Origin of the sequence: Maridesulfovibrio zosterae DSM 11974, assembly GCF_000425265.1 — a bacterium.
GTDB classification, from domain to species: Bacteria; Desulfobacterota; Desulfovibrionia; order Desulfovibrionales; family Desulfovibrionaceae; genus Maridesulfovibrio; species Maridesulfovibrio zosterae.
In genome coordinates, this window is record NZ_AUDC01000011.1 from 217,905 (window position 1) to 238,717 (window position 20,813).

Annotated in this window: 14 protein-coding genes; 3 read left to right on the forward strand and 11 right to left on the reverse strand. The window is 42.7% G+C overall.

Annotated elements, in window-relative coordinates:
• Positions 1-7: 7 nt before the first annotated feature.
• Positions 8-1,159, reverse strand: coding sequence for an SGNH/GDSL hydrolase family protein (locus H589_RS0105205; RefSeq protein WP_245577044.1), 1,152 nt, complete (start codon positions 1,157-1,159; stop codon positions 8-10).
• Positions 1,160-1,257: 98 nt separating this feature from the next.
• Here H589_RS0105205 and H589_RS0105210 point away from each other — a divergent pair, with 98 nt between their 5' ends.
• On the forward strand, positions 1,258-1,881 hold the full coding sequence (locus H589_RS0105210; RefSeq protein WP_084146879.1) for an MBL fold metallo-hydrolase: 624 nt from the start codon (positions 1,258-1,260) through the stop codon (positions 1,879-1,881).
• Between the two features lie 233 nt (positions 1,882-2,114).
• Here H589_RS0105210 and H589_RS0105215 read toward each other — a convergent pair whose 3' ends face one another.
• Together H589_RS0105215 and H589_RS0105220 are read right to left on the reverse strand one after the other, a co-directional pair.
• The gene (locus tag H589_RS0105215; protein ID WP_027721061.1) at positions 2,115-3,182 is read right to left on the reverse strand and encodes a phosphotransacetylase family protein; all 1,068 of its coding nucleotides are present in this window, start codon (positions 3,180-3,182) and stop codon (positions 2,115-2,117) included.
• A 74-nt stretch (positions 3,183-3,256) separates the two neighbouring features.
• Positions 3,257-5,365, reverse strand: coding sequence for an acetate--CoA ligase family protein (locus H589_RS0105220; protein ID WP_027721062.1), 2,109 nt, complete (start codon positions 5,363-5,365; stop codon positions 3,257-3,259).
• A 27-nt stretch (positions 5,366-5,392) separates the two neighbouring features.
• On the opposite strand from H589_RS0105220, the gene rnc reads away from it, so the two are divergent.
• On the forward strand, positions 5,393-6,097 hold the full coding sequence (gene rnc, locus H589_RS0105225; RefSeq protein WP_027721063.1) for a ribonuclease III: 705 nt from the start codon (positions 5,393-5,395) through the stop codon (positions 6,095-6,097).
• Positions 6,098-6,202: 105 nt separating this feature from the next.
• Here rnc and H589_RS0105230 read toward each other — a convergent pair whose 3' ends face one another.
• The 5 genes from H589_RS0105230 to H589_RS0105250 form a co-directional block, all read right to left on the reverse strand.
• A complete protein-coding gene (locus H589_RS0105230) occupies positions 6,203-7,075 on the reverse strand; it encodes a flagellin N-terminal helical domain-containing protein (RefSeq protein ID WP_027721064.1) in 873 nt (290 codons plus the stop codon).
• A 527-nt stretch (positions 7,076-7,602) separates the two neighbouring features.
• The gene (locus H589_RS0105235; protein ID WP_027721065.1) at positions 7,603-9,246 is read right to left on the reverse strand and encodes a flagellar hook protein FlgE; all 1,644 of its coding nucleotides are present in this window, start codon (positions 9,244-9,246) and stop codon (positions 7,603-7,605) included.
• A gap of 75 nt (positions 9,247-9,321) precedes the next feature.
• Positions 9,322-10,095 (reverse strand): flagellar hook assembly protein FlgD, encoded by a 774-nt coding sequence (locus H589_RS0105240; protein ID WP_027721066.1) that lies wholly within the window; start codon positions 10,093-10,095, stop codon positions 9,322-9,324.
• 43 nt (positions 10,096-10,138) lie between these two features.
• Positions 10,139-11,878, reverse strand: coding sequence for a flagellar hook-length control protein FliK (locus tag H589_RS0105245; RefSeq protein ID WP_027721067.1), 1,740 nt, complete (start codon positions 11,876-11,878; stop codon positions 10,139-10,141).
• 125 nt (positions 11,879-12,003) lie between these two features.
• A complete protein-coding gene (locus tag H589_RS0105250) occupies positions 12,004-13,416 on the reverse strand; it encodes a glycosyltransferase family 9 protein (protein WP_027721068.1) in 1,413 nt (470 codons plus the stop codon).
• 106 nt (positions 13,417-13,522) lie between these two features.
• Here H589_RS0105250 and H589_RS0105255 point away from each other — a divergent pair, with 106 nt between their 5' ends.
• Positions 13,523-14,779, forward strand: coding sequence for an MFS transporter (locus H589_RS0105255; RefSeq protein WP_027721069.1), 1,257 nt, complete (start codon positions 13,523-13,525; stop codon positions 14,777-14,779).
• Positions 14,780-14,820: 41 nt separating this feature from the next.
• Here H589_RS0105255 and H589_RS0105260 read toward each other — a convergent pair whose 3' ends face one another.
• From H589_RS0105260 to H589_RS0105270, 3 genes are read right to left on the reverse strand one after another with little or no spacing between them, the layout of a single operon-like run.
• A complete protein-coding gene (locus H589_RS0105260) occupies positions 14,821-18,018 on the reverse strand; it encodes an efflux RND transporter permease subunit (RefSeq protein WP_027721070.1) in 3,198 nt (1,065 codons plus the stop codon).
• On the reverse strand, positions 18,011-19,228 hold the full coding sequence (locus tag H589_RS0105265) for an efflux RND transporter periplasmic adaptor subunit (protein ID WP_027721071.1): 1,218 nt from the start codon (positions 19,226-19,228) through the stop codon (positions 18,011-18,013). Before H589_RS0105265 ends, H589_RS0105260 begins: the two co-directional genes overlap by 8 nt.
• A 2-nt stretch (positions 19,229-19,230) precedes the next feature.
• Positions 19,231-20,727: an efflux transporter outer membrane subunit gene (locus H589_RS0105270; RefSeq protein WP_027721072.1), complete on the reverse strand. Its 1,497-nt coding sequence runs from the start codon at positions 20,725-20,727 to the stop codon at positions 19,231-19,233.
• Positions 20,728-20,813: the final 86 nt, after the last annotated feature.

Below are 20,813 nucleotides of genomic sequence, written 5' to 3' on the forward strand. Positions count from 1 at the left end.
AGAATATTTAGTGCCCTAGAGCATATCGCTCAATTTCATCAATTCGTTGAAGGTAGTCTTTCATATATATTGGACCATTGGCTGTAAACTCTGCCGCAGTACGGCGATGCACCTGACACCAATACGCAAGAGCAGGGTTTCTCCAGATACGCCCATAAGTTTTAATCATATGTAAAGTATTGTGGCAGACAGGAGTGAACTCTGCCGTGCGAACCAAAAACTCAGTATAATCATTATCCAGATCAAGAAAAAATGTCCCTATGGCACGTGCGCATAAATAATTCGCACCTGATGAAAGCATTTCTATAATCCTTCCCTCATCAAACTTTTCAGGCTGCCAAGGCTTAAGCCATGCATCTGGGACGACTTCATCTTCAGTATACGTAATCCTGCCCTGTTTAAGAAATTGCTCGATCTTACCGGCAAGAATAGGCCACATAGAGCCAATATGCTCAACATCACGACTGGCATGCAACCCGGTAATCACGTTGTTTTCCTCTATAATATCAAACTTTAAAAAAGGACAATGTGATTCAATTTTCTTATCTGACGTGGACCAGATGCCTGCAAAAATTCTGTCCATTTCAACAATAGTCAACCCGTTAATTTCCTTTTCCCATCGCTTGAAGACTGATCCGGCTGTGCGCCAAAGTTCTCCCCACCCCTCTAGATATGAATACGGATCAGGACCAAAGGCGGGAAAATGTGAAAGGCGTGAGACAACAATTAAGGGAACATCTGCAAAATTAGCCCTCACATTTTTAAGCATCTCCTCATATCTTTTAAAATAAGTAGTAGGATTGGCACCGATCATACCGAATTCTGCCTTCATCCATACTTCAAATTCGGGATATTCTTTCCAGACATCAGGATTAATAAAAAATATGTACTTTGCTGTATTATTAATAAAAAGAGGGCTGTTTTCATGAAATAAATTTAATACAATAAGCTCAGGCCGCTTATCATCAGGACCGATAATTTGAAACTGATTCAAAAGCTGACGGTCATGGTAATAATCTTTCAAATTAAAAATTTTATCTTTAACAACCAACTCTTGAGGAATAACGCCAGGAGAACTGTTATAAGTAAAGGGAGAGGCCAGAACTCTGTATTTACAACCGTATCCCAATCTCTCAACCGCCCTGCTGAGAAAATCCATTTGACAGTTTCCTAGAAAGTAAAGCATCGTTGTTCCTTAATGTTTGTGATTAATTTTAAGATTTCACTCTATTGCCGACTTTCAGTCAAGGACCGATAATGAAAGATATTATAGTTGAAACATTTGTACTAGGTCCTCTTGAAACCAATTGCTATCTACTTACTTCCGGCAAAAATGCTGTTGTAATTGACTGTGGTCTGGAACCACTTCCCCTTTTACGTGCGATCCGCGATCGGGATATTGATGTACAAGCCATCTATTTAACACATATGCATTTTGATCATATAGGTGGAGTTGCCGACCTGCAAAAGGTAACTCAAGCCCCTGTTTACGGCAGTACAAAAGATGAATACCTGAAAGAAGTTGCCGTAATGTACGGAGGTTCATTAGAATATCAAAGTATGATTGATTTTAAATTGACCGATCAGAAGCCGGGACGCATTAATATACTTGAGAGTCCTGTGATAGTTCTATCCACTCCCGGTCATTCTCCAGGAAGTCTTTCATACTTCTTCCCTGCGCTTGGTTGCGTATTTGTCGGGGATCTTATTTTTATGATTTCAACAGGTAGGACAGATTTTCCAGGCGGAGATGAAGAAGCTTTAATCAAATCAGTTAAAGAACGAATATTTCTCCTACCCGAGACGACAAAAATATTTTCAGGACACGGACCTATGACCACTGTAAAACATGAACTGAACAACAACCCTCTTTTTGCGTAGGCATCAAAAACATCATTCCTGCAAGCAGGTCGTAAACAATTCTTCATTGCCCATAAAAGTTTTCAGCAACTTTATATAAATTTATTGCCTTCTCTATACACTTTTAATTTATCCAACAAATTTACACCTTCAACAATATATAAAAAGGTGTAAATGCCGACTATGTCAGTATTTACACCTTTATTATGTGCTTTTTATTACCAGATATTTTAACAGAATATTCAGATCAAATTCTAATATTTCAAGCCTAATGCTTTTTTCAGATATGTAAAATCGATATGTTTTTCTACGAGAGCTACACCATGTTTAATTTTAGCTGATTCACGTAACTTATGCCTCGAAAGAATATCCTCCATTTTTTTGGCCACCGAAAAAGTATCATCACGAACCATAATAATTGGTGTTTCTAATACTTCAGAGCGAGTCAAAATAATATCATTGGGATATAAATTACCTGTCAGAACCAGACATGGGCACTCACCTTCCAACGCAACAAGCTGAACATCGGAACGGTCACCACCGACAATAACAGCTGAGTTTCTGTGTCTTCGAAAGTGAGTCATAAAATTTTCAACCTGCATTGTTCCGATAAGAAAACTCTCTACAGGCAGATCCGTCATATTGTGCGCGGAAATAATCTTCCCACCGAGACGCTCTGACAGGTCACCAACCTTGATAGTTCCCATAAGCGGATCTTTAGGAATCACGCCGAGAACTTTTACCCCTTTGCGCTCCAGGAATGGTTTAATGAGAGTCGTGATCTCATCCATAAAAGTCGGCGGGATATCATTAAGAATAACGCCAACCAGATTATCACCAAGCGATTCTTTCAAGACAACCAGATAGTCATAATTGAGTTCTTTTTGGAAACGATCAATCACAACACATTTTACACCAAGAGTCTTAACCAGATGAATTCCGTCTACTCCACAGTATTTTCCGGAGTACATGGAACCGGATCCACCAATAAGGGTCAAATCTTTGCCGGAACTTACTTTTTCATAACTGTTTACGATTGGTGCTACATGGTCCTCAACTTTACCGTTAAAAGCTTGAACTTTAAAATCATGCGTTACCACAACCGGAGTAACTACGTTCGCAGGATTGGAAACGCCTAGTACATCCTGAATAAAAAAAGCATCTTCATCGCCTAAGCATCCGTCTTTTTCAGTCGGAATAGCCCCTACAGGTTTCATGTACCCCAGACTGACTCCCTGTTTCTGAAAATGCAATCCCAGTCCCATAACAATCATGTTTTTGCCAGAGTATCCGCTGGTGGAACCAATATATAAACCGGGCATGGATATTACTCCTTAGAATTAAATTCAATTACTGCAAATAATATATAAAAATCAAAAAAAAAAAATTTTACGAACTATCCGACTGTCATGCGCATATTGGCGATGACAGCTCCTTCCGGCCCTGCGATAATAGGATCAAATTCAGCCTCTTGAATTTCAGGCAGATCCATAGCCATCTGGGAAACCATTAGTAGAATATCCTCAAGCGCACCTAGATTTACAGCGCCTCCAAAACGCACTCCTCTTAAAATAGGATAAGCTTTTATCTCGCGAATCATTTCCTGTGCATCATTTAATGCCAGAGGAGCAAGTCTTGACGATACATCATTGAGCATGTCTTCGTGAAGACCTGCCAGTGAAAAACTTATCAGCGGCCCGAACTGTGGATCTCGACGAAAATGCACCACCACTTCATGAGAATCTTCAGGTCCCATAGCCTGTACCAGACATCCTGTAATATACGCATCTTTACAGCGTCTGGTTGCTCGTGTGGTTATTTCAAGAAATGCTTTACGCAATTCCTGAGGAGTTTTGATATTTGTTGAAACCAGTCCGAGTTCCTGCTTACGTGAAATTAATGGTGAAGCGATTTTAAGTGCAACAGGATACCCGATACGCTTTGCTGCCTTGGCCGCCTGATTAGAAGTACGCGCCAGAACAGTTTCAGGTACAGGAAGTTCATAAGCAGAACCAAGATGCATGGCATCAAGCTCAACGAGCTCATTAAGACCTGTTAACTTACAATTTTCTACTATGCTTTTAGCTTTTGAATAATCACGACGAAAACAGACTTCAATAGGCCAGTCTTTTTTACGCCAGCGATCACAGCGGGTCATAGCATCAAGACTTCTAACTGCTGTTTCAGGAAAATCATAACATGGAATACCTGCCCCGCGCAGAAGTTTTCTTGAACTTTCTACTGAAGGCCCTCCCATAAAGCAGGTAATAATCGGCTTTTCACACTCTTTTTCAAGCGCAATTATATCTGCGGCAATTTTTGCCACATCATTTAATACATTCGCCGCAGGACTCAGAATAATCAGAATAGAGTGAAAGGCATCATCTTCTGCCACAGCCCGCAAAGTTTTGTGATAAGTATCTGCATTGGCATCACCAAGCATATCAATCGGGTTATACAAAGATGCGTAAGCCGGAAGAATTCCCTTCAAAATATCTATCGTAGCAGATGAAGGTCTGGAAATGGTTAAGGTGCCTTTTTCGCACATATCCGCCGCAAGAATCCCGGGACCACCGGAATTGGAAACAATTGCTACATTTGACCCCTTTGGTAGAGGTTGTGAGGAAAATGCATGAGCAAGATTAAACATATCCTCAATATCAACAGCCTGCATTACCCCAGTCTGCCTGAAAGCAGCATTATAAGCTGTAGTAGAACCGGTCAACGCTCCGGCATGAGCAGATGCCGCTCGGGCTCCTGCTGGAGTCTCTCCTGCACGCAGCAGGATAAGCGGTTTCTTAGTGGTAGTATCATAAGCCGTTCTAAGAAAGTCCTGACCGTCTTTAAGAGTTTCGCAATACCCTACGATAACTTTAGTATCTGGATCGTCAGCAAGATAGTTGAGTATTGTGGCTTCACCAAGAATAGCTTTATTTCCAAGGCTTATAAATTTAGAAAAACCAACGCCCTCACAATTAGCCCAGTCTAGAGCTGTTGTACAAATTGCTCCTGATTGAGAAAAGAATGCAATATTGCCGCTAAAAGTGAAATCAGGCTCAATACTTGCGTTCATAGAGAGCGCAGAGTTCATTAGCCCCATACAATTCGGGCCGAGTATGATCATATCGCAGTTCTTGGCAGTTCTTGCCAAATGCTTCTCCAGCAGGTAGCCTTCTCGACCGATCTCCCCGAATCCTCCACTGGTGACAACAGCTGCCCTGACCGGAATTTCAGCGAGCAGTTCAAGAATGCTGCTGACTTCAGATGGAGGCAGACAGATTATCGCCAAATCAGTTGAACGGGGAAGTTCATTAACAGAAGAAAAGGCTCTGATTTCATGAACATCTTCACCTTCACCATTGACGGGAAAGATTTTACCCTTATATCCTGAGGCAAGAAGATTGGCTATAATGATGCTACCCGGATTATCTGCTTCAGCAGATGTTCCGATCACCGCAATTGACTGTGGCTCAAATAAAGCCTTTAAGCATGAATAAGAATACATTTTAATATAAATTTAAGTAGGTTTTTTATGGTAGAAGATTTTTCTCGCCTCCAGCAATGTATCCACTATCGATTTTCTCAAGTCAAGCATTTAGCCACTGCCCTTACCCACAGTTCATGGGCAAATGAGCAGCAAGATCCCGTTGAAGATAACGAGAGATTAGAATTTCTGGGAGATGCAGTTCTGGAACTCTGTGTAACAGAAGAGCTTTTTAAAATGTTCGGAGAAGCTCATGAAGGACAGTTAACCAAGATCAGGTCAAAACTTGTTAAAGAGAAAAGCCTTGCAGATATTGCACTCGAGCTTAATCTTAATGACTTTATTTTGCTTGGCAAGGGAGAGGAAACACAGGGAGGCCGAACCAGGAACTCTTTGATGGCAGATGCCATGGAAGCAGTTATAGGAGCGGTTTTTCTTGACGGAGGCTATCAGGAAGCCCATAAATTTATTCTAAGAATCTTTAAGGATAAATGGCCCCAAACTTTCAAACTCGAAAGTTCTAAAGATTTCAAAAGCAAATTACAGGAATCAACTCAATCCATATTTAAAGAACGTCCGACGTATGTACTCACCGGAACTAAAGGACCTGAGCACGAGAAGATCTTCATGGTAGAGCTAACTTTACCTGATAATAAAACTTTTAATTCTGAAGGGTCCAGCCTGAAAAAAGCTGAGCAGATGGCTGCAGAGGAAGCTTTGGTCTATTTAGAGCTGTCTCATAAAACTGATTAGTACTATTCATTATATTCTATACTATCTACCAAATAACCAAGGACCGGGAGACGGTGATCAGCCGTCTCCACAGTCCTTAATCTTCACCCTGTATTTCATAGGCTACTAACCGCCGATGAGCTGCATGGCCATCTTTGGCAGTGAGTTAGCCTGCGACAGCATGGCGACTGCCGACTGAGTGAGAATCTGGTTACGAACGAATTCGGTCATTTCGGTTGCTACGTCAACATCAGAAATACGTGATTCTGCTGCCTGAACGTTTTCAGCCTGAATGGAAAGGTTGGTGATAGTGTTTTCCAACCTGTTCTGCATTCCACCGAGATTCGCACGGATTTTATCTTTTGAAATAATTGCTTGCTGAAGCTTATCAAGAGCCAACTGAGCAAGTTCCTGAGTGGAGATTGAAGTCTGCACACCCAAAGCTGAAGCAGTAGAGTCACCTATTGCGATGTAATAGTAGTCTTCAGCAGAATCGTTGCCTGTTCCGAAGTGAACTTTCAGCGGGCCGCTTGAATGTAAGCCGCTACCCTCGTGACTGCTAGTCTCGCCGGAAAGGTTACCGTTAAGCAGGTGGATACCGTTAAAATCGGTAGCATTTGCGATACGGGTAATTTCAGATGCCATTGCCTGAAATTCCGAATCAATAATCATACGCTGACTTGAGTTGTAGGTACCGGTTGATGCCTGTGTTGCAAGCTCTTTCATACGGATGAGCTTTTCATCAATTACCTGCAATGCTCCGTCAGCAGTCTGAATCATAGAAATCGCGTCGTTTGCGTTTCTCATACCCTGGTTAAGGGATTTTACATCTGCACGCATAAGTTCGCGAATTGCAAGACCGGCTGCATCATCAGCTGCAGTTCCGACTCTAAGACCGGAAGAAAGACGACGGGTTGAAACACCGAGATTGCCATACGATTGCTGAAGGTTTCGCGAAGCGCTGGCTGCCATAAGGTTGTGGTTAATGACTAAGGACATATCTGAACCTCCTTGTAGTTCACAAAATTCCGTTTTGTTAACCAACCTTAAGCAGTAGATGTGCCAAAGATATTATTCTATTTAATTACAGTATGTTATATATATTAACAAAGTCTAGACTTCTTAATATTAAGCCCGATAGTCAAATTTTTCCCGCTTATATCAGGTTGATAGTGTCAATTTTCAAGCTACTCGGAAAAATGATTCTATCATCCTGCAAAACACTGTATTTAATACTCTTTTAAACAGAATACATTATTTTTAAATGAGAAGATATTAACTCATGGAATGATTTAGACTTAATATGAAGATAAAATATTCTATATGGAATTGAGTAAGTATAAAGATCACTTCATATATATTAACAAAGCACTCAAAAAAAATGATAACCCCGCATCCGAAACGGCATATTCGGGTGCGGGGTTATCTGGTACCTGTGCAGTCGGGGGAGTCAATCCCGTCTGCGGAGGTTGTAGAAGGAGTTATCCTATATATTCAGCATCATCTAAGGAAGCATCATTCCATTATTAGCGCTTAAGCTGGATCAGTTCGCCCATCATAGAGTCAGTGGTAGTGATAACCTTGGAGTTCGCCTGGAATCCACGCTGTGTGGTAATCATTCCTACGAATTCAACAGCAAGGTCAACGTTGGACTGTTCAAGAGAGTTGGAAGCGATCGATCCCTTGCCACCAGTACTTGGACGTCCGGTAAGAGCATCTCCAGACTCTCTGGTCTGACTGTAGAGATTACCCCCCTCCCGCCTGAGGCCCCATTCATTATTAAAGTCTGCAATGGTCAGAACATAGAGTTCCTTAATCTGACCGTTGGAATAACGCCCAGTCATTACGCCGTCCCTGCTGACTGATACGTTCTGCAGAAAACCTGCGGTGTATCCGTCCTGAGACTGGAACAATGTAGTTGAACCGGAGCTGTAGCTTGTTGTAGCAAGAGCACTTTTCTCAGGTTCGCCAAAATTTGGAATCCTGGTTGTATCAGTGACATTAGTTCCAAGCTGAGAGGCATTTGAGATACTTGCTGATCCAGTGTTCCACCCCTTAGTCACCCCACTGCCTGACAGATTTTTATTACTTAGACCGAAGTTCATTTCTATTGTTGTCGGCTGAGCTGAATCAGTAAAACTTGCGTTAGATGTTGAAAGAAAGTTCGCTGTAAGTACAGGCAGACCATCTTGTGAGAAGTTAGCCAGACTCCAGTTTGACAAACTCTTCAGACCGCCACTACCAACACCGCTCTTAAGAGTGAAAGCAGCAGCTCCGGTCAAATCACCAGCTGCGTTAAAAGTAAGAGTTCCAGTCATAAGCAGGCCGGCCCCGGAAGTGTTCGCGAAGGGAGTTGTGCCACCTGTGACACGCCCATCTTCAGCAGGTTCGCTGGTTACGATGAATTCCCAAACCTTCTTACCGCCAGCATTACTAAGAGTAACCTGATCAAAATATGTGGTTAAGTTATGTGCAGAACCGTTCGCATCGTACACTTTAAGTGTAGACTGATATCCGTACAAAGAATCACCAAGGGGTGGGGTTTTTGATCCATCCCATGCTTCAAAGAGTGAAAAGTAAGGATTAGTTGAACTGGTTGAACGGCTGGCTTCCTGTGAATCAAGGTTAGTAATCATATTGACTTTTGAAGTTGCCTGAGGTGCAGACTGAAAGTTTTCTAACCGGATATCGGTAGGAACTCCGATTGTGCGCACGGAGTTAGACTGCTGTACAGTTGTACCAGTTGCGACTTCACTTGTGGTATCCTGAACCTGCCATCCCTGAATAACATAACCATGAGGATCGGTAAGATAACCGTCTTTGTCAAAACGAAAGTTACCTGCTCTGGTATAATAGGTTGTATCTTCACTCTTTGGAGATACTATGAAAAAGCCATTACCACCGATTGCAAGGTCTGTAGCTTCAGAAGTTGTCTCGAAAGACCCCTGTGCGAAATCGGCATAAATTGCCCCGACCTGAACACCGCGACCGACCTGTGCAGTACCGGTTGCAGTTGTCACCTCTTGACTGATAGCATCTTCAAAGTGCATTTTAGCACTTTTGAAACCAACTGTGTTTACGTTTGCGATGTTGTTACCAATTACAGACATCTTGTCGCCGTGCGCCTGTAATCCTGTAATTCCTGAATACAATGATGCTGAGATACCCATGAGAAACCTCCTTAAGGTCCTATTGACTCATGTATGTTTCAAAAACGCTTTCTATTGATTCTTGCCGTAGAATCTTTAGCCTGAAGTAGTTCCTGAATCTGATCCTGAATCTGATCCTGAATCTGATCCGCTTCCAGCTTCTTTACTTGCATCTTTCTCTGAAACATCAGTAGGACTTACTACTTCTCTAACGTTGAGGAAGTTGATGTAACGACCGTCTTTCAGATGCAGAAATTGCTGACCACCTTCTGAAACGACTCCGCTGACTTCACCACTTACTTCCGTCTTAACCATAACCGGCTTGCCATTTATATCTTCCGCTGCCATAGCAATGGTATAAACACCGTCCGGTACATTCTTATCTGTATAGTCCTTTCCGTCCCACTCGAACTCGTGTGTTCCGGAACCTTTTTCACCTAGCTGGACTGTTCGAACAAGGTTTTGATCTTTATCATAAATATTGATGAAGGCATTTGCGACAGGTTCACCAAGTCCGTAGAAGATCTTGCTTATCTTGTCGCCTTCACGACTTACAGAATAACCTTCAGCCTGAACTTCTTTACCTATAAAACCTACAGCTGAAATCATTTGATTCTGAGCGTCGTTATTTATCATGGTCTTCATAGAATCGTTCAACTGGTTGAGCTGTTCGAGACTTGAGAACTGTGCCATCTGAGCCATGTACTCTTTATCTTCCATGGGATTCGCAGGATCCTGATTCTGCATCTGAGTAAGAAGAAGTTTCATAAAGTCATCCTGTCCCAGCTGACTTTTATGCTCAGGCTGGTTACTGGCAGCCATATCCGCTTCTGCTCTTCCTAGAATATTACTAAATCCTACGTATGACATGATTCCTACCTCTTAAGTTACACTAAGCTTGTATATAGTTTTATTAAGTTACTATGTACAAGCCGCCCTGGGAAATTGTTGCCTTCTGCTCAACAGACTGCATTTCCTGGGCCAAAGAGGCTCCTTCGTGTCTTAAAACCTGCCAGCGACGTCTCATTTCAGACATCATTCCCTGATATTGCGAGTTGTTATGATCCTCAGCATTATGCCATGAATTTTGTGTATTATGGTCTGCAATGCCGGTTTGAACTTCAAGTTTTTCCACCTTCAGTCCCTGATCTTCCAGAGCCTTCTTCACAACATCCAATTGCTCGGCAATTACTTTTGCAGTGTCAGGATTTTCAGCCTTAATTACGGCCTGAACTTCCTTGTTCTTAACCTGCAACATGACATTAACAGAGCCAAGATTATGCGGATTAAGCTGTAAAGTAAGCTGCTTGCGGCCTTGTCCAAGATTTTTGAAAGCTCCTTCCTGAACCTGATCAAGAACACTGGACCTGGCAGTATTTTCCCACATAGGGCTGGCCTTACCTGCCTGAGCAGATTTTGCTGCGGTCTGAAGTGTGCCCATGGCATTACCGAAAATATTACCTTTTAGATTTCCTTCGCCCTTTATGCTGGACTCATCTGAAAGTTTACCAAAGAAATCCTTCCAGCTATCCGCGCTTTTTGAATCGGAAAGAATCTTATCAAGCCAATGCTTCTGACCATTGCTGGAATCTGCTTCGCCCATATTCTGGCCACTATTAGGATTACCATCATTGCCCTTATTATTCTGCTCAGATCCATTCGGATTGCCATTGCCAGACATATTCTGACCATTTTGCTTTACACTTTCACTTACGTCTTTAGCTGCTCCCATGGAGTTACTGATTACGTCTGCTGAAGCCATACGAATATTGCTTGGAGCCTGGTCGGATGCCTTTTCCATTGTACTTCGCAATGAATCGCCGATAGACTTTACTAACTTGAGATCCTTGGCATCCTGTTCTTGCTGCTGTTTTGCAAATGCATCTTTAAGACCAGCAAATCCCTTTTTAATATCACCGACGGTTGTACCATCAGTATTAAAAAGCTGTGCAAGCTTCTTTCCATTTTCACCTGAAAGATTAAAGAGCTTACTGAGAGTTGCTGTTTCCCCCTCAGAAAACTCAAGTTTCTGAGAATCAGACATAGTCGCGAGCTTAGCCTGCATCTTTTCAATTACTTTACCGAGTTTACCCTGCCGGATTTCACCAAGCATAGACTTAGATTCATCTGGACTGAAACCAAGCTTAGCAAAAATTGAATTAAGCCCCTGTTCCTGAGCAGGAGTCAATTCTATTCCTTTAAGGATCTTCATCATACCGGAAAGTTCAGAAACGAGCTGTCCGTAAGTCATGCCGTTTTCGCTCATGACTTTTTCTTCAAGATCGGCAATATCCTTCTTGTCCAATCCATACTCTTCAAGCTCTTCCTTTATCTCATTCCAGTCTTCCCGACTGACCTGCATATCCTGCGGTTGCTCCTCAACAGACTGCATGGCAACCTCATGGGCAGCTTCATCTAGCTTATCAGCAGCAGATTCAGCTTCAGCTCTAGCATACTTGCTTTCTTCACGCGCAGAATTCAAATCATTAACTGTGTCCTGCAACGGCTGATAAACTGATTCTGCGTCATTCTGACCGGCATAGAGAAAACTATCGAACATTGCTGAACGATATGAGTCTTCAACCACGGGCGCTCTGTCTAATAAAGCAGATATGTCCTGATTTTTTTGTTCGAGATGTGGAAGTAATTTCATTTTCGTAACTCCTCGGTAAACATGTATTCACGAGGCGTGCCAAAAATAAAATACAATTATTTAAAGATATTAAATAATAGGATAGAGGCATTTTATTCCCCATAAGGAAAAAAATGCATAGCGGATCAACGTTTATTGAGAAGAGAAGCAAGAGTTTCGTAAAGCGAAAGAACCCTTATCCATGAAGTACGACTATAATCATTATTTTGCAAAAAAAGATGAATATAACCGGTAAATTGCCTGTAGAGCAGAGGGCAAGAACTCCAGAAAGAATCTGGCAAAGGAGCACTCTTGGCGAGTCCTTTACTAAACTCTTTACCCAGCTGAGGAAGTAAAGAACGCATCTTATCTGCAAGTATTGGCTGATTTTCACTAAACTCACCCCAGGCCTTTCCAGCCCCTGAAAAGTCCCAAAGCCCGAAAGATGCACCAAAATACTGTTGCCAAAAACGCCCCAGCATATCACCAGAACTGATTCCCTGCCCACTGATATGCCTTAAATGATACAGCCCGTTCTCGTCATGAAAAGAATTATAAACTCGAAGTCCAGGCATATTTATTTTAGAAACAGCACTCTGATCATTCAAAATCATACGTCTGGCAATGACCGCTATGCGGGAAGGGGTGAAAGGTGTGTGGCAATAAAGCTGATCACGCTTGCATGACCAACATCCCAAAGCACAACTCATTGTCGCCCGAATTACATAATGATCATTCTGATACGGCCCTGTTTCCCATGGATTAACATTACCCATAGACAAATTTAAAACTTTCAAACCTGACCACGCGGCAAGATGCATTGGTCCGGTATCGGGAGTAATAAAAAGTTGCAGAGACTGTCCTACAGCAATCAATTCTCCAAGATTAAGCTTGCCACACATATCCAAAACAGGACCGCCGAATATACGTGCAACATTATTCCCCATTCCCTTCTCCATGGGACCGCCGAAAAGAACAGGGCGCATTCCTCTACCTAACAGTTCAGAGCAAAGGCTGGCCCAGAAATCAATGGTCGGGCGTTTAGATTCTTCGCTTGCACCTAGAAACAATCCAATCCTATTATCTGTAGATTGCAGAGTCCTCGGCTGCGGCCAACGGGTCTTCCCTATACGGCTTAAAGGAATACAATCCAAAGCATTTAAATCAGCCCAGTGAAACCGGTTATGGCGATTATTCTCCACCACGCTTGCACGATAAAGCTGCCAATCTCCCAAAATATGAGTAACGCCGTTATCACTGGAAGCTGCCCCCAGTTTAGCCCCGGCTTCAAGCTCTCCGGCAAGCGCTGCGGCCTGGCTGCGAATACTGAGATTAATTATAAGTTCATACTTATGCTGTCTTAAAACGCCCAGACCTTCCCATGGAAAATATACTACTTTCGGGCTGACCGGCATAAGCGGCCTGAAAAACTTTTCTTCGGCCACAACCCATATAGGATGGCCCGGATAAGTTCTTTCCAGCCAGAGAAAAAGCGGAAATGAAAGAATTAAATCTCCCATACGCTGCATTTGAAGTACCAGAATCGGACGTTTTGACATGAACTGCACTCTACAGGAATATTATATGAAATTCTATGCTCGCACTTGACCAGTTATTCTTTTATGTTCACTATCATATACTTTAAAAAACCTAAGCAAAAATAATATGAAAAAACAATCTGCACAAATGACTTCTCCAAGGGCATGGATAGTATGGGCAATTGCTACAATGTACTTCTTTTACGACTACGTTCAGCAGGTTGCTCCCGGAGCAATGGAAAAAGAACTAACTATTCATTTTCACGCAAATGCAGCCAGTATCGGTTTTATTGCTTCAGTTTATTTCTACTCATATGCCTTAATGCAAATCCCAATTGGAATAATGGCAGACAGGTTCGGCCCGCACCGACCTCTTGCCATAGCAGCAATAATATCAAGTTGCGCAGGAGCCATTTTTACTTTCACTTCCACCCCTGTCGAAGCCATTACGATACGTATTCTCCTAGGTGCAGCCACAGGATTTTCTTTTGTCTCCTGCCTTAAACTGGTGGATAACTGGTTCCCTCCGCAAAAATTTGCCACCATGGTAGGGTTAACAAATATTGTAGGCATGAGCGGAGCTGTTATCGGCGAGGCCCCGTTGACTGAAGCTGTTTCTGTAATCGGCTGGAAATATACCATGTTAGGTATTGCGGGATTCGGTGCATTAATTGTTATATTAATTTTTACATTTATCAAAGACAGACCAGCTGGGATTAATCAAAAAAAAGATACAACCAAAAATATTTCAGGAATAAAGGAAACATTATCTGTCCTCAAAAATATTCTGCATAATCCTCACGCATGGTTTAATGCAGGCTATGCCGCAACAATTAATATGGTTTACACTGGATTTGGAGCTTTATGGGGCACGGTATACATTGCACAATTATATAAAATATCGACAACAGATGCTGCATTTGTAGTTTCTATGCTATTTATCGGAGCTATTCCTGGAAGTTTCTTCTTCGGCTGGTTCTCTGACAAAATAGGTAAAAGAGGTTTTCCTATGATCATAGCCTCAACCGGTGGACTGGCCTGTATGTCAGCCGTTGTATATATCCCAGAAATTCCAATGCCTGTCATGTACCCATTAATGTTTATCCTCGGATTTTCCTGTGCCGGAAATGTAGTCGCCTATGCATACGGAAATGATATCAGCCCAGAAGGAGCTGACGGAATCTCACTTGGATTTGTAAATACTTTCCTGATCGGAGGAAGCGCATTGGCACAACCGGTGATAGGATGGCTGCTTGAAAAGAGTTCACATGAAGCAATTTCATTCACCATCCCTGAATTCAGATACAGTTTCACAGTACTGGTGGCAGCAAAAGCTATCGCACTCATTGCGGCTGTGATAGTTACGAAAAAAGAATCTAAATAAAAGATACCACCTGTCGATGGCAGGTGGTATCTTTTATTAATTTAATCCTGAGGCTTATGATCACACTTGGTAACCGGATAATGAGCCGTTATACCGTCTGCTCTGAGATCATCGTCAGAACGGAGGAACAACTTTCTAAGCCCGAGTCTGATATCTTCAAATATAAGATAAAAGGCAGGCACCAGCAACAAAGTTATCATCGTAGCAAAAACAATCCCGAACCCGAGCGAAACGGCCATGGGGATAAGGAACTTAGCCTGCCGTGAAGTCTCCATAATCATTGGAGCCAGCCCACCGAATGTGGTCAGAGTTGTTAACAGGATCGGCCTGAAACGAGCTGTTCCAGCCTCTAAAACAGCATCATACGCGCAATGCCCCTTACGCCGTTGAATGTTGGTATAGTCAATAAAAACAAGAGAATCGTTAACAACAACCCCGCTAAGAGCAACAATACCAAACAGGCTCATCAGGCTTAAGCTGTAACCAAGCATAATATGACCTATAACAGCACCGACAATTCCGAATGGAATACAGATCATTACAATGATAGGCTGAAAATAGCTTTTAAACGGAATTGCCAGGAGAGCATAAATAACCAGCATTGCTATAAGCAAACCTGAGATAAGACTTTTTGTACTTTCCTGCAGATCAGACTGCTTACCCTCAAGAGAGTATCCCAAACCGGGATAATTAGCCTGAAGTTTAGGAATAATGTTCGCAACTACATCAGCTACTATTTTTGCAGTTTCTTTTCTGGGCGTAACATCAGCTGATACAGATACAACCCGGCGCCCGTCACGACGATCAATAGTAGTATATGCTCTGCCTTCCTTGATACGTACCACTTCCCGCAAAGGCACGTTAGTTCCATCAGGAGTACGAATCATCATCTCTTCAAAATCATATCTTGAGACACGCTCAGCTTCCGGAAGACGAACCATGACCTTAATTTCATTTCGTCCGCGCTGCTGCCTTACAACTTCTGCCCCGTAATATGAGTTACGAATCTGATTGGCCACACTACGAGAAGTCAACCCGAGACTTCTTCCTGCCGGTAATAATTCAAAGTCCAACTGACGCTTACCCGGAGAATAACCTGAATCAATATCTTTAACTTTGGGATATGAACGCAATGCCTCGGCAAGTTCTGCTGAAGCATGTTTCAAAATTTCAATATTGCTATGGCTGAGTTCTATTTCTATAGAACCACCTGAACCGGGGCCCCCTTTATCCGATTCGAATAAAACAGAATCGGCACCGGGAATAGGACCAAGATTTCTCCGCCACTGCTTAACAAATTCATCAGTTGAAATCGGACGTACATCAGCATCAGTTAAAAAGACCTGAACCTTAAGCACATGACTACCGCTGGTTCCACGCCTTCCAGACCCTCCTATACTTGAATGGATACCCTCTACAAGTTTATCACCACCATTTTCAGCAGCAACTTTATTTGCAGCTACAACAACCCTTTCCTGTACTCCCATGGTTACTTCTTTAGCTGTACCATATGGAAGATCAACAGTCAGATAAGCATAATCTGACTCAATTTTGGGAAATAGCGTGAATCCCAGACGACCACTTTTGATATAAGCAAACGAAATTATCAAACAGGCAAAGCCAAGAGACACAGTCAAATATTTCCAAGTTACTGCCCGATCAAGAAAAGGACGGTAGAACTTATTAATAAATACGAGCAGACCACTTGAAATCTTCTGCTGGTATTTCAAGATATAGCCCATAATTTTTCCAGGCTTACGTTCGCTTCCATGTCCAAGGTGTGCCGGAAGAACAAAAAGACTTTCTACCAATGAAATAAAGAATACACTTATTACAACCATCGGAATGATCTTGAAAATTTTCCCCATCACTCCCGGTATAAAAAATAAGGGCATAAATGCTACAATATTTGTCAACACACTGAAAACGACAGGCATGGCAATGGTCTTAGCCCCCTCACAGGCGGCATCTATCCAGCTCATCCCCTGTTGTCGCATGGTATAAACATTTTCTCCCACAACAATTGCATCATCTACAACAATACCAAGAGAAATGATAAAAGCGAACATTGATATCATATTCACACTTGCCCCTGCCGGAGCAAGAATCAACATTCCACCAAGAAAAGAAATAGGAATCCCCATGGCAACCCAGAATGCCAGACGGGGTTCAAGAAAAAGAGCCAAAACAATGAACACCAGCCCCAGTCCCATGTAGCCGTTTTTAAGGAGTAACTCCATACGCTGTCTGTAAATATCAGAAGAGTCATTACGAACCGCCACGTTAACCCCGTCAGGCAAAGCTGCATTTATAACTTTGAGCTTGGCATGAACGGCGTCAGAAACACTGATCGGTGTTTGATCTCCAATACGGAATACATTTAAACGAACTGCCGGATAACCATTATATAATGAGATGTAATCATCATCCTGAAAATCTTCTTTTACATTAGCAATATCTTCCAAAAGAACCTGAGTGCCGTCACTTCCAGTCACAATAGGAATACGCGCAAATTCCCGTGCATAGTCACGGCGTTCTTTAAAACGGACCAGAATCTCCCCACCTTCAGTTTTAATGCCACCACCGGGAAGTTCTACAGAAGTTTTAGCCAGTTCATCAGCGACATCAGAAAGCGTGAGCCCATAGGCTCTAAGTTTATCCTGCGGAATCTCAATTGAAACTTGCAATCCACTTACATCGGAAAGTTCTACCTGAGTAATGCCAGCAGTGTTGATCAGTTCTTCACGCACCTGCTCAGCTAATTTACGTAGTGTGAGAGTGGTTTCATCTCCATAAACCATTAAAGCCAGAACTTGGCGTTTACGTGAAGAAATACTGACTCTAGGGTCCTCAGCCTCTTCCGGAAATGAGGTAATCCTGTCCACTTCTGACTTAATATCCTGACTGAGACGCTGGAGGTCATACCCCTCTTCAGCTTCTACAACAACAGAACCGGAACCTTCAGATGCAGAACTGGTAACTTCTTTAACACCATCAAGGCCCATAACAGCATCTTCAATAGCCAGAACAATACCCTGCTCAACTTCTTCCGGACTGGCCCCGGAATAAGAAACACTCACGGTAACTGTATCCATTGTAAATTCAGGAAAAACCTCCTGCTTGATATTAAAGGCCATCACCAGACCACCTACAAGCAGAATGAACATCAACAAGTTGGAAGCTACTGGATTTCCGGCCATCCAAGCCATAGCACCAGTTTGTTTCTTATGATCAGCCATTGCTTTCCACCTTCTTTGCCGATCTTACATTTTCGCGCAGATTCATTCCCTGCAATGGAGCAGAAATATCTGTGATCACAAGCTTTTCACCAGCGGCAATTCCTTTTGCAAGATAAACGTAATCCTGATCACGCCATACAGGTTCAATTTTCCTGATATCCAAAGTTCCATTATCAAGCATAATCCAGATCGTATTATTATCGCGAACTGCACTTCGGGGGATGGCTACTGCGTTTTTCAGTATACCGGAATCAATGGAGACATTAACATAGCTGCCCAGCAGCAATGGATTAGCATTACCACCATGAAGGTTTAAAGGATCTTTAACAGAAATAATGACCCGAGCCATACGACCTTTGGATTCCAGTGAAGGTAATAAACGTAGCACCTGCCCTTCCCTTTCATGCGAATCTTCAGCAATCCCAGTAAAAATACGGGCCTTGGAGCCGATAAATCCATTTTTAGCAGTTGGAATTTTAATATGGGTTAACCTGTCGACCGGAACTGAAACCATAACCCAGAATTCGTCAGTGCCGACCAACGTTGCAATGGATTCGTTAAGACTCAATTGTGCGCCAAGATCAGCATCCTTGCTGACAACCATACATGCAAAAGGGGTCTTCACCCTTGTACGGGCAAGATCAGTACGGGCCTGCTTCAACTTAGCTTTGGCAGATGCAAGGTCTGCTTCAGCTTTTTGTAAGTGAGGCTTCCGCAAGGCAAGCTCAGCTTCCTGACTTGTCCCGCCTGATGATTTTTTAAGAAGCTTCCATTCTCGTCCGGCAACTCGCTGATGCCCGCTCTCTACTTTAAGATTATACTCAGCATCAGTGACAACAGCTGCCTGTTCCTTCACAGCCAGTTCATAATCAAGAGGATCGATGCGCAATATTTCGGCACCTTTTTCAAAATATCCACCGGGAATAAATGTGTCACTAACAGAAATAACCCGTCCACTTACTTGCGGCTCAAGGGATATTTCACGTGCAGCTTCAACTGTCCCCATAACCGGAGTCCAGATTTGATAATCACCGGTATTCAACTTCGCGACATTAATTAATGGAGCTGAAGCTACCGGGGCCTTTTTACGGGCTACTGGTTTGTTTTGAATAAGTGCTTTTGCGCCGATAACAGCCATAATAAGAATCAGCAAAGGCACAATGCCTTTAAGGCCTATCTGCTTTACGTAATACATAACTTTTTTTGTCATATCTAAATTCCCTCTTTTGCAGGAACAATTTTCTTTTCAAAGTTCCCAGCCGCTTCAATCACTTTCTCATCTTCACTTTCAGGCTTAAGTTCATCCGTAGCCACTAATGAATCAGTCCATGATCCTCCAAGAGCGCGATACAGAGAAACTCGATAGTCAAAAAGATTCATCTCATCTTCAGCAATGCTAATCTCAAGGGTCTGAACACTTACCAGTGCATTTAACACCGGAAGATAGTCATCTAGCCCCTGGATATAGCGGGAACCAGCTTCGCTTAAATTAATTTTTGCGGCCTCAAGCTGATTCTTGCGCGCCTTGATGTATTCACGCTGCCATTTTTCCTGCACCAGAGAATCCTGAACTTCCTTGAATGCAGTATATACGGCTTCTTTATAGTTAAGCAGCCGTTCATCAACCACCGCCCTGGTTCGTTCAACTTCCGCCTTGCGAGCAAAACCATCAAAAATAGGTCCAACAACTGATGCAGCAAGAGATGTCATCCATCCGGAAAAAATATTCGCAAGTTGAGCACTTGATAATGCAGCTTCAGCACTAAGACTTACGGTTGGAAGCCGGTCAGCACGGGCAGCTGTTACAGCCCAGTCAGAAGATTGCAGCTTAAGTCCTGCCGCACGCACATCCGGACGGTTGGCTAACAAATCAAGAGGGATACCTAATCCGGGCATTTTCGGCATTACTGGAAAATCTGCAGTAAGAACGGCTACGCTTCCAGCCGGACGCCCTAAAAGGTGGGCTAATTCATGAAGTAAAATCTGCTCTCTGGATTCAACAGGAGGGATCAAGGCTTTAGTACGGGCAACAGCCTCCCGCTGCTGATAAACATCAAGAGCGGTTGCAAGAGAGTTACGGAAGCGCAGCTCAATAAGTTCAAGATAAGTTTCGTTCGTCTCAAGCTGCTTTTGCAAAATTACTTTTTTACGACGCTGAAGCTGAATTTCCAGCCAGCGTTTTACAACTTCAGAAGCAACAGTCATTGCCGCAGTATTAACATCTTCACGGGAAACCAGAAAATCCAGCTCACCGGAAGCGGACTCGGCTTCAATCTTACCCCAGAAATCTATTTCATATGAAGCAGCAAGTCCCAACTTATGGACATCGGTTGAAGTAGACCCTTTTTTACCTTCAGTTCCGTCATTACCGGACATAGAATCTGTATATGAAGCTTTACCATCCAGTTTAGGATAAAGATCAGCTCTAGATTTAACGGCTGTGGCCCGTAACTGACGAAGCTTTGCCCAAGCTATACGCACATCGAAATCAGCGATAACAGCCTCTTCAACAAGCTTATTAAGCTCCCTGTTTTCAAAAGCTTCCCACCATTTTCCAAGTTCACGGGAATTTTTTGAGTACAACTTGTAGTTCAGAGGTACTCCCATGGTCATTCCATCACGTGGATCTGGTTTGAAAGGAGAACATGCTGACAAGCTGAACATGGCCAACAGGCATACAGATATAAATTTTATTTTTTTTGCAGACATATATTTGATCTCCATTGCATTCCTTTTTTTATTCTAATACCTACAACCATTAAAAAGAGTATGCTTATGATGCTAAAAATTGTTAA

Coding starts and splice junctions, on each gene's coding strand:
- H589_RS0105260 (WP_027721070.1), bottom strand. CDS start 18,018: ATGGCTGATCATAAGAAACAAACTGGTGCTATGGCTTGGATGGCCGGA.
- H589_RS0105235 (WP_027721065.1), bottom strand. CDS start 9,246: ATGGGTATCTCAGCATCATTGTATTCAGGAATTACAGGATTACAGGCG.
- H589_RS0105230 (WP_027721064.1), bottom strand. CDS start 7,075: ATGTCCTTAGTCATTAACCACAACCTTATGGCAGCCAGCGCTTCGCGA.
- H589_RS0105210 (WP_084146879.1), top strand. CDS start 1,258: ATGAAAGATATTATAGTTGAAACATTTGTACTAGGTCCTCTTGAAACC.
- H589_RS0105215 (WP_027721061.1), bottom strand. CDS start 3,182: ATGCCCGGTTTATATATTGGTTCCACCAGCGGATACTCTGGCAAAAAC.
- H589_RS0105250 (WP_027721068.1), bottom strand. CDS start 13,416: ATGTCAAAACGTCCGATTCTGGTACTTCAAATGCAGCGTATGGGAGAT.
- H589_RS0105245 (WP_027721067.1), bottom strand. CDS start 11,878: ATGAAATTACTTCCACATCTCGAACAAAAAAATCAGGACATATCTGCT.
- H589_RS0105205 (WP_245577044.1), bottom strand. CDS start 1,159: ATGGATTTTCTCAGCAGGGCGGTTGAGAGATTGGGATACGGTTGTAAA.
- H589_RS0105220 (WP_027721062.1), bottom strand. CDS start 5,365: ATGTATTCTTATTCATGCTTAAAGGCTTTATTTGAGCCACAGTCAATT.
- H589_RS0105255 (WP_027721069.1), top strand. CDS start 13,523: ATGAAAAAACAATCTGCACAAATGACTTCTCCAAGGGCATGGATAGTA.
- H589_RS0105270 (WP_027721072.1), bottom strand. CDS start 20,727: ATGTCTGCAAAAAAAATAAAATTTATATCTGTATGCCTGTTGGCCATG.
- H589_RS0105265 (WP_027721071.1), bottom strand. CDS start 19,228: ATGACAAAAAAAGTTATGTATTACGTAAAGCAGATAGGCCTTAAAGGC.
- rnc (WP_027721063.1), top strand. CDS start 5,393: ATGGTAGAAGATTTTTCTCGCCTCCAGCAATGTATCCACTATCGATTT.
- H589_RS0105240 (WP_027721066.1), bottom strand. CDS start 10,095: ATGTCATACGTAGGATTTAGTAATATTCTAGGAAGAGCAGAAGCGGAT.